We start from the raw sequence: 7,320 nt of genomic DNA, 5'->3' as shown, positions 1-7,320 counted from the left end.
CGGTCGGTCTCCTGCTGACGGCGCTGCTCCTCCCGCAGCCGCTCGACGAGCGTCTGCGCCGAGGACCAGCCCTGGTCGTCGGCCCATTCCCCTTCCGCGCCGGCGGCCGCGAAGGCCTTGGCCAGAGCCCGGCGTTCCCGGACCCACGACACCGTGTCGCGCAAGAGCTCCCGGCCGTCGGCCACCCGCCCGTCGCGGACCGCCGCGGCGAAGGCGTCCAGCCTTCCGGCCAGCGCCGCTCCGGCTTCGTTCAGCCGCACGGTCTCCAGCTCGATCCCGTCGGCGTCCGGCTCCACCACGACCTCGCTCCCGTGCTCTTCCCGAGGAACGGCCGTGGTGCCGTCGGGTTCCGGCCGGGCCGCCTCGTCGGCGTCCTCCTGAACCCGGTTCGCACAGGACAGCCGCTCGTAGTCGGCTTCCGCGAGAGGAGCGGCATCGCTCAGCGCGGCCTCCAGGAGCTCCTCCGCGTGACCGTGCGCGAACCGGTGGGCGGGTGCGTCGGAGAAGAGCGAGAGGCCGTGGAGCATCAGCTGGGCCAGGTCCGGCGGCAGGTCCTTCAGCATGCGCGTGAGCTGTTCGAGGTCCGGGTCCTGGATCTGGTCCTCGTACCCCAGCTCGCACAGCCGGGATTCGGCCATCACCATGCCGCACCCGCAGACGTTGAGCAGCAGTCGCTCCGGCGCTCGGGTGACCCACATGCGGACACCGGCCGTCTTGCGCAGCTTCGCGGCCGCCGGGCCGCCCCGGTACTGCAAGGCATCCGGGCCGTGCGCCTTCTCGACGTGCCGGAACAACGAGAGCATCAGGTCGGGCGTCTCCCGCAGCCATTGCCGGAGCGACGAAACCGAGAACACCGTGGAGCCCCCTTGCCGCGCGCCTTGCGCGCACCTTTCAGCCCGGATCCGCCGGGTGACGCACGACCGCGCTCCCCACGCGACCGAGGAAGAGCTTTGCGACCTGCGATGACGGGAGGTCATGAGGCAGTCCGGCGTGCTGGATCCGCAAGGCGCTTCCGGGACGGAATCCTGCCACGGCTCGACAGCCGCTTCACAGCCCCCGGTTCACGGGAACACCCGATCGTTACTGCGGGTCGGTTCCAGGAGCGTCCGTGCGCCGAGTCGGCGTACGGACGCGTCCGGTGGACCGTACGCATGCCGTCCGGCCGCTTCGGGCGTTCTCGGGGAGAGGGACCTGGCGTGCGAGTACCCGGAGGTGGGCCTCGGACGACGACCGGTCACAGGGACGCGGCACAGGCGCCCCACCCCGGGCCGGGACGGCCCCGTGGCCGCCCCGGCCACGTCATCGGCGACGAGGCCGCAACTCGGGGCCGCGTGGGAGACCTCTACGGGGTGCTCCCGTTCGAGGGCGGGTTTCCGCTCGTGGACCTTGACGCGAGGCGGGACCCGCCACTACTCATGCAGAGTGCGACGACGGGCCGTCAGCGACGAACCACACCGCAGGGAGCCGACGTGATCGCGACCGTGACCGCCGTCCTGACCCTCCGAGCCCGCGTTCCCCTCGTTCTCGCCGTACTGCTGCTCACCCTCGCCCCCACCGCACCGGCACTCGCCGCCTCCCCGCCACCGGGCTCTTCCGCCCCCGGCGTCCAGGCAGGGACCGACGGGTCGCGTTCCGGGGCGTCACGAGGCGCCGAGGTCGTCGCGGTCACCCAGGTCGCGGACCGGCAGGTCGACCTGTCGGTGAGATCGCAGGCCCTGGGCGGCCGTACGGTCGAGGTCCGCCTGCTCACCCCCGACGGCTGGAACCCGGACGCGCGACGCCGGCAGCACTGGCCGGCCCTCTGGCTGCTGCACGGTTGCTGCGGCGACTACACCTCGTGGACCGCGATGACCGACGTCGCGCAGACCGACAGCCTGCGCGACGTCCTCGTGGTGATGCCGGAGGCGGGCTGGAACGGCTGGTACAGCGACTGGTGGAACCACGGTCAGGGCGGCGACCCGGCCTGGGAGACGTTCCACACCGTGGAGCTGCGGCACCTCCTGGAGCGTGACTGGGGCGCCGGCGCCGACCGCGTCGTGGCCGGCCTGTCGATGGGAGGCCAGGGCGCCCTGCAGTACGCCGCACGAAACCCTGGCATGTTCAAGGCGACCGCCGCGTACTCCGGTTCGGCCCACCCGCTTCTGAACGGAGAGTCGGTCGAGCGCATCATGGGCTTCTTCGCCGGCCAGGGCGACGACCCGCTGCGGGTCTGGGGCGACCCGGTTGCGCAACGCCGCATCTGGCAGGCCCACGACCCGTTCCACCTGGCCGAGCGGCTCCGGTCGGTCCCCGTGTACCTGTCGTGCGGAGACGGCACCACCGGCCCGCTGGACCCGCCGGGCGGCACGAGCCCGCTCGAGGCCGACTTCAACCGGCAGAACCACGCCCTCGCCACCGAGTTGAAGAGGGTGGGTGCGAAGCACGTGACCACCCACTTCTACGGACCGGGAACCCACGGCTGGGCATACTGGGAACGCGAACTGCACGCGTCGCTCCCGATGCTGCTGGACGCCCTGCGGGTCGACCGCGCTGACGACTGACCAGGTCCGCCCGGGGTCGTCCTCCCCGTGCCGAGCGGAGGAACAGGGTTGATGACGAAGGAAGACACCGACCGCCGGGGCCGGTGCGTGGTGCTCGAGGAGATCACGGACGAGAACTGGCGCGCCGTCGCCGACGTGGCTCCCGCCGACGACCAGCGCCGGTTCGTGGCTGCCCTCGGCGCACGCTACCTGCTGCTCTCCCTGCGGGACGGAACCTGGAACTCCCTCGCGGTCCGGGCCGGTGACGAGGTCGTGGGCCACGTCATGTGGGCGTACGACGAGGAGGACGGCACCCACTGGATCGGCGGCATGGTCGTCAACGCCGCCGAGCAGGGCAAGGGCGTGGGCCGTGCCACGATGCGCGCCCTGATGCGGCGCCTCGCCGCGCTGCCGTCCTGCCGTGAGGTCCGGCTCTCCTACCACCCGGAGAACACCCCCGCCGCTCGCCTGTACGCGTCACTGGGCTTCACGCCCACCGGAGAGTTCGAGGGCGAGGAGATCGTGGCCGCGCTGAGCAGCGGGGTGGCCGCCGCCTGACCAGCCGGGACGACCGGAAGCCCCTGGTGGGCGCGCCGACCCGTCAGACGTAACGGACTCCCGTCGGCCGGGCCGCCGACGACGCCGTCGGGCATGACGGGGGGACCCGTCCGCGTGGCACCGGTCCGGAAGCTCGCCTCGGCCTGCCTGCACAGCGCCCTCCACCCCGAGGAAGTCGGCTGGAGGGCGGCGGTCACCGCACGGGACGAAGACCCCGCCCCGCTGGGGAAGCTGCGGACCGAGTAGGCAGGCTCAGGGCGGGACCGGTCGCACGGAGCGAGAGGCGCCGGTGCTCTCCCCGTCTCCTTCACCGCGGTCGCATGAGGTCCAGGTCCTCGCCCCATGCGTCCAGCACCGGGCCGTGCCCGGCCTCCCGGGCCACCGCCTCGACCAGGGCGAACAGGCGCCGCTGCAGGGCCACGTCGCCGGTTGCGGAGACGCGGTCCACGGCACGGAGCAGCACCCCGGTGTCCCAGCCCGGCAGCGGGTGCCGGTCGAGTTCCCACTCCAGGTACTTGTTGTAGGGGCGGAGGCGACGGTCGAGGGTGAACAGCAGCTCCAGCAGGAACCGCATGCTGTCGGCGGCGTCCAGACGGGCGGCGAGCGTCCGGCCGTCCCGGTGGTTCTTGACGGAGCGGTAGAGCGAGTTGGCGTAGGCGTCGAGCCGGTCGCCGGCGTCCCGGAACGCCTCCTCGGCACCCAGGCGCGCCTTGTCGGCGAGGATCCTGGCGATGCACCCGTCGAGCCGGTCGAGCAGGACCCGGGCGCGGGCGAGGGCGTAGCGTTCGAACCCGGGCATCCCGGCCGCACGGAACTCGCTGAGGGAGACGACGACGAGGTCCAGCTCGGCGGTGCGGTGGCCCGCGAACCGGGTGAGATCGCTCGTGGCGTCCTCGGCGAGGACCACGTACAGGTCGTGGTCGGAGTACCGGGTGACCATGCCGTCGTGGGCTCGGGAACCTGTGAGGACGAGGCCGGCCACGGATGGATCGGCGGCGGCGAGTTCGACGAACGCGTCGTAGGAGAGGGGCTGCTGAGCGGTCATGGGTGGATCTCCGGTGGAGTGGCGAAGGGTATGCCTGCGGGGGCGGCTCCCTGCTCAGGGAGGCGCCCCGTACCGTCCGCGGCTGCACAGGGCCGCCGCCCGGAAGATCAACGCACGTCCGGACCCTATCGCCTGACCGAGCCGTGGGGCAGAGCGTTCGGGGGACGTCAGGATGCCGCTTCCCCGTTGGCCGAGGCCCTCGACGAGTGGTGGTGACCAGACGTCCCGCTTCACCCGGGTCGTCTCACCGCAGGGACAGGCCCTCGGGTGAGGTGAGCCCTTTGTCGGGGTCGGCGCGGAAGGTTGCCGTCCATGCTCCGGGCGCACACGAGGTGCCGTTGGGGTGCTGCTCCGTCAACCGTGCGCGGCGGCCGGCGTCCACGAGAATCCGGTCGTCCCGCGCCGCCGTCACCTTCAGGCGCACCGGGACGGTGACGGCGCCGACGTCGTCCGGGAGGCGGACCGACACCCCTGCGACCGGGTCGTCGGCGTCGCCGGACGTCCGCTCCTCGCACCTGTCCTTCACGCACACGCGGACCACCGCCGCGTCCGTGCCGCCGGAGTCGGCGGGCCGCCACACCACGGAGACCGCGGAGTCCCTGTCCGCCCGGGTGCAGGAGGCGTCCCGGCCGAAGGCCGAACAGCCGGTCAGAGCCGCCGCCGTGGCGAGGGTCAGCAGCACGCGTCGCATGTCGGGACCTCGCCACGGTGCCGGACGGGGCGCTGTCGGCCGGTCCGATGCCGGTGAGGACGAGGTGGCAGGAGTCGAAGACCCCACCGCTGTCGTCACCTCCGCCTCCACTGCCTCCGCCGTCGGGGACGATCCTCCGGGCGCTGGCGCATCCGCTGTTGCCGACGGTGTACGCCGACCCTTCCGAGTCGCCCGGCTCGGCACCGGGGACCGAGGGAGTCACCCCGGTCCGACGGACACCGATGGGCTTGTGCTCCGTGCGGCTGTGCAGAGCACTCCATGCGGTGCCTCCGCGGAGTGACGGCCCGCCCTGCTGCCGTCCGACCTGGGGGTTTCCCCGATTCGATCGCAACCGTGTGCGACCATGTGCCCGGATGGCAGGGCCGAGTGGCAGCGTGGTGAGGCCCGGCCCGGCCCGGCCCGGACACGGAGGACGGAAGCGGCCGGCCAGGCTCGCTGAGGGCCCGGTGGAGAGACGTGGCGAAGAAGAAGATAGTCGATGAGGGCGAGGTCATCAGGTGGTTCGAGGCAGGGTGGACCTACCAGCAGATGGCCGATGAGTACCGGCGCAAGTACCACCTCGAGACCCAGTTGTCGATGTGGTCCAACTTCCGTCGTCGCCGCGGTCTGGCCCGCCGGATCACACGCGACGACGACCTGATCCCCTGGGCCGTGGAGCTGCGGCACCGACATCTGTATCCGCTGACGATGCTCCGGGTGGAAGCCAGGGCCCGAGCATGCATGAGCCTGGACCAGGACTCCAGGAAGAGACTGGAGTCCTGGCGGTCCATGCTCACCAGGGACGGCGTCGTCGTGCACTACGACCCCGCGGCGGAAGGCGGCTTCAGCTATGTCCCGCGCGAGGAGGCCGACGACGACATCATCCGCCGGCCGGTGAGGAAGACGACGCGACGCCGCAACGCGGACGTCCGCTGACCGGCGCGCCGGCCGCCTTCTGACCCGGGGCCCACTTCCGGGACAACGTCTCGTGCGTCGCCTCCGCGTACGCCTCCCGACCAGCCCGTCCGGGCCCGTCCCGGCCGGTCGTTAGCCCGCCCGGGCCGCCCGGGCCACCCGGTTGCGACGGTGGCCGTGCGTCCCGGGGCCGCCGACCGCACGATGGGCTGTGCTGCCGACCGGCAAACCGATCGGTACCGGCCGGACGCGAAGGAGGCCCCGCGGTGGGCGAGCTGTACATCGACGGCGAGTGGACCCGGGCCGTGGCCGGCGGGCGGCGGGAGGTGGTCAACCCGTACGACGCCTCCGTCGTCCAGACGGTCGACGAGGCGGACGCCACGGACGTGGACCGCGCGGTGCGCGCCGCCCGGCGTGCCTTCGACGAGGGGGAGTGGGCGAACACCTCCACCCGTCACCGCGCCGACCTCCTGCTGCGCGTCCACGACCTCCTGCTGCGCGACAAGGAGGAGATCGCCCGCACCGAGACCCTCGACACCGGCAAGACGCTGGCCGAGTCCCGCTTCGACGTGGAGGACGTGGCGAACGCCTTCCGCTACTTCGCGGAACTCGCGGGCAAGGACGGCGGCCGTGTCGTGGACGTCGGCCCGGACGTCCTCAGCCGCGTCGTCTACCAGCCGGTCGGGGTGTGCGCGCTCATCGCCCCCTGGAACTACCCGCTGCTGCAGGCCTCGTGGAAGGTCGCGCCGGCGCTGGCCGCCGGCAACACCTTTGTCCTCAAACCCAGTGAGACCACACCGCTCACCACGATCGCCATGATCCGGCTGATCGAGGAGGCCGGCGCCCCGCCCGGCGTCGCCAACCTGGTGCTCGGCTCCGGGGCGACCGTCGGCGCGGCCCTGACCGGCCACCCCGAGGTCGACCTGGTGTCCTTCACCGGAGGCCTGGCCACCGGGCGCACCATCATGGCCGCCGCCGCCGAGGGGCCGAAGACCGTCGCCCTGGAACTGGGCGGCAAGAACCCCAACATCGTCTTCGAGGACGCCCACTTCGACGCCGCCGTGGACTACGCGCTGGACGCGGCCTTCCTGCACGCCGGGCAGGTCTGCTCCGCCGGTTCACGCCTGCTGGTCCAGGAAGCCCTGTACGACCGGTTCGTCGACTCCCTCGCCCAGCGCGCCCGGGCGATCCGCCTGGGCAACGGCATGGAGGAGGGCACCGAGAGCGGCCCGCTCAGCTCCGCCGAGCACCGGGAGAAGGTCGAGCGTCACATCGCCACCGCCCGGGAGGAGGGCGCCCGGCTCGTCACCGGCGGCACCCGTCCCGACGACCCCGCGCTGAGCAGCGGGTTCTTCCTGCTGCCGACCATTTTCGCCGACTGCGACCGGTCCATGGGCATCGTCCAGGAGGAGGTCTTCGGCCCGGTCGTCACCGTCGAGCGCTTCCGCACCGAGGACGAGGCGGTGGAACTGGCCAACGGCACCCGTTACGGCCTGGCCGGCGGCGTGTGGACCTCCGACGCGAGCCGCGCCCAGCGCGTCGCCCAGCGGCTGCGGCACGGCACCGTGTGGATCAACGACTTCCACCCCTAC

At 72.5% G+C, this 7,320-nt stretch carries 8 protein-coding genes; 5 read left to right on the top strand and 3 right to left on the bottom strand.

Annotation, left to right across the window (positions count from 1 at the left end; translation table 11 throughout):
• On the bottom strand, positions 1–854 hold an 854-nt coding region (locus tag AOK18_RS05305), incomplete at its 3' end, for a hypothetical protein (RefSeq protein WP_157865038.1).
• Between the two features lie 627 nt (positions 855–1,481).
• Here AOK18_RS05305 and AOK18_RS05300 point away from each other — a divergent pair.
• From AOK18_RS05300 to AOK18_RS32890, 3 genes are all read left to right on the top strand, one after another.
• The gene (locus AOK18_RS05300) at positions 1,482–2,540 is read left to right on the top strand and encodes an alpha/beta hydrolase (RefSeq protein WP_240503069.1); all 1,059 of its coding nucleotides are present in this window, start codon (positions 1,482–1,484) and stop codon (positions 2,538–2,540) included.
• Between the two features lie 51 nt (positions 2,541–2,591).
• Positions 2,592–3,077, top strand: a complete 486-nt coding sequence (locus AOK18_RS05295; protein WP_055693545.1) for a GNAT family N-acetyltransferase — start codon at positions 2,592–2,594, stop codon at positions 3,075–3,077.
• A 93-nt stretch (positions 3,078–3,170) separates the two neighbouring features.
• Positions 3,171–3,323: a hypothetical protein gene (locus AOK18_RS32890; RefSeq protein WP_157865037.1), complete on the top strand. Its 153-nt coding sequence runs from the start codon at positions 3,171–3,173 to the stop codon at positions 3,321–3,323.
• A gap of 61 nt (positions 3,324–3,384) precedes the next feature.
• On the opposite strand, the gene AOK18_RS05290 is transcribed toward AOK18_RS32890, so the two are convergent.
• Together AOK18_RS05290 and AOK18_RS05285 are read right to left on the bottom strand one after the other, a co-directional pair.
• The gene (locus AOK18_RS05290; RefSeq protein WP_055693544.1) at positions 3,385–4,122 is read right to left on the bottom strand and encodes a hypothetical protein; all 738 of its coding nucleotides are present in this window, start codon (positions 4,120–4,122) and stop codon (positions 3,385–3,387) included.
• Positions 4,123–4,366: 244 nt separating this feature from the next.
• Positions 4,367–4,813: a hypothetical protein gene (locus AOK18_RS05285; protein ID WP_055693543.1), complete on the bottom strand. Its 447-nt coding sequence runs from the start codon at positions 4,811–4,813 to the stop codon at positions 4,367–4,369.
• 477 nt (positions 4,814–5,290) lie between these two features.
• Here AOK18_RS05285 and AOK18_RS05280 point away from each other — a divergent pair, with 477 nt between their 5' ends.
• Together AOK18_RS05280 and AOK18_RS05275 are read left to right on the top strand one after the other, a co-directional pair.
• Positions 5,291–5,749 (top strand): hypothetical protein, encoded by a 459-nt coding sequence (locus tag AOK18_RS05280; RefSeq protein WP_055693542.1) that lies wholly within the window; start codon positions 5,291–5,293, stop codon positions 5,747–5,749.
• A 245-nt stretch (positions 5,750–5,994) separates the two neighbouring features.
• Positions 5,995–7,320 (top strand): aldehyde dehydrogenase family protein (locus AOK18_RS05275; protein ID WP_055693541.1); only part of this gene is annotated, 1,326 nt, incomplete at its 3' end.

The organism is Streptomyces prasinopilosus (assembly GCF_001419695.1).
Classification (GTDB): Bacteria; Actinomycetota; Actinomycetes; order Streptomycetales; family Streptomycetaceae; genus Streptomyces; species Streptomyces prasinopilosus.
Note: the sequence above shows the minus strand (reverse complement) of the source record. Positions and strands in the feature narration are given on the sequence as shown.

Coding starts and splice junctions, on each gene's coding strand:
- AOK18_RS05295 (WP_055693545.1), top strand. CDS start 2,592: ATGACGAAGGAAGACACCGACCGCCGGGGCCGGTGCGTGGTGCTCGAG.
- AOK18_RS32890 (WP_157865037.1), top strand. CDS start 3,171: ATGACGGGGGGACCCGTCCGCGTGGCACCGGTCCGGAAGCTCGCCTCG.
- AOK18_RS05290 (WP_055693544.1), bottom strand. CDS start 4,122: ATGACCGCTCAGCAGCCCCTCTCCTACGACGCGTTCGTCGAACTCGCC.
- AOK18_RS05285 (WP_055693543.1), bottom strand. CDS start 4,813: ATGCGACGCGTGCTGCTGACCCTCGCCACGGCGGCGGCTCTGACCGGC.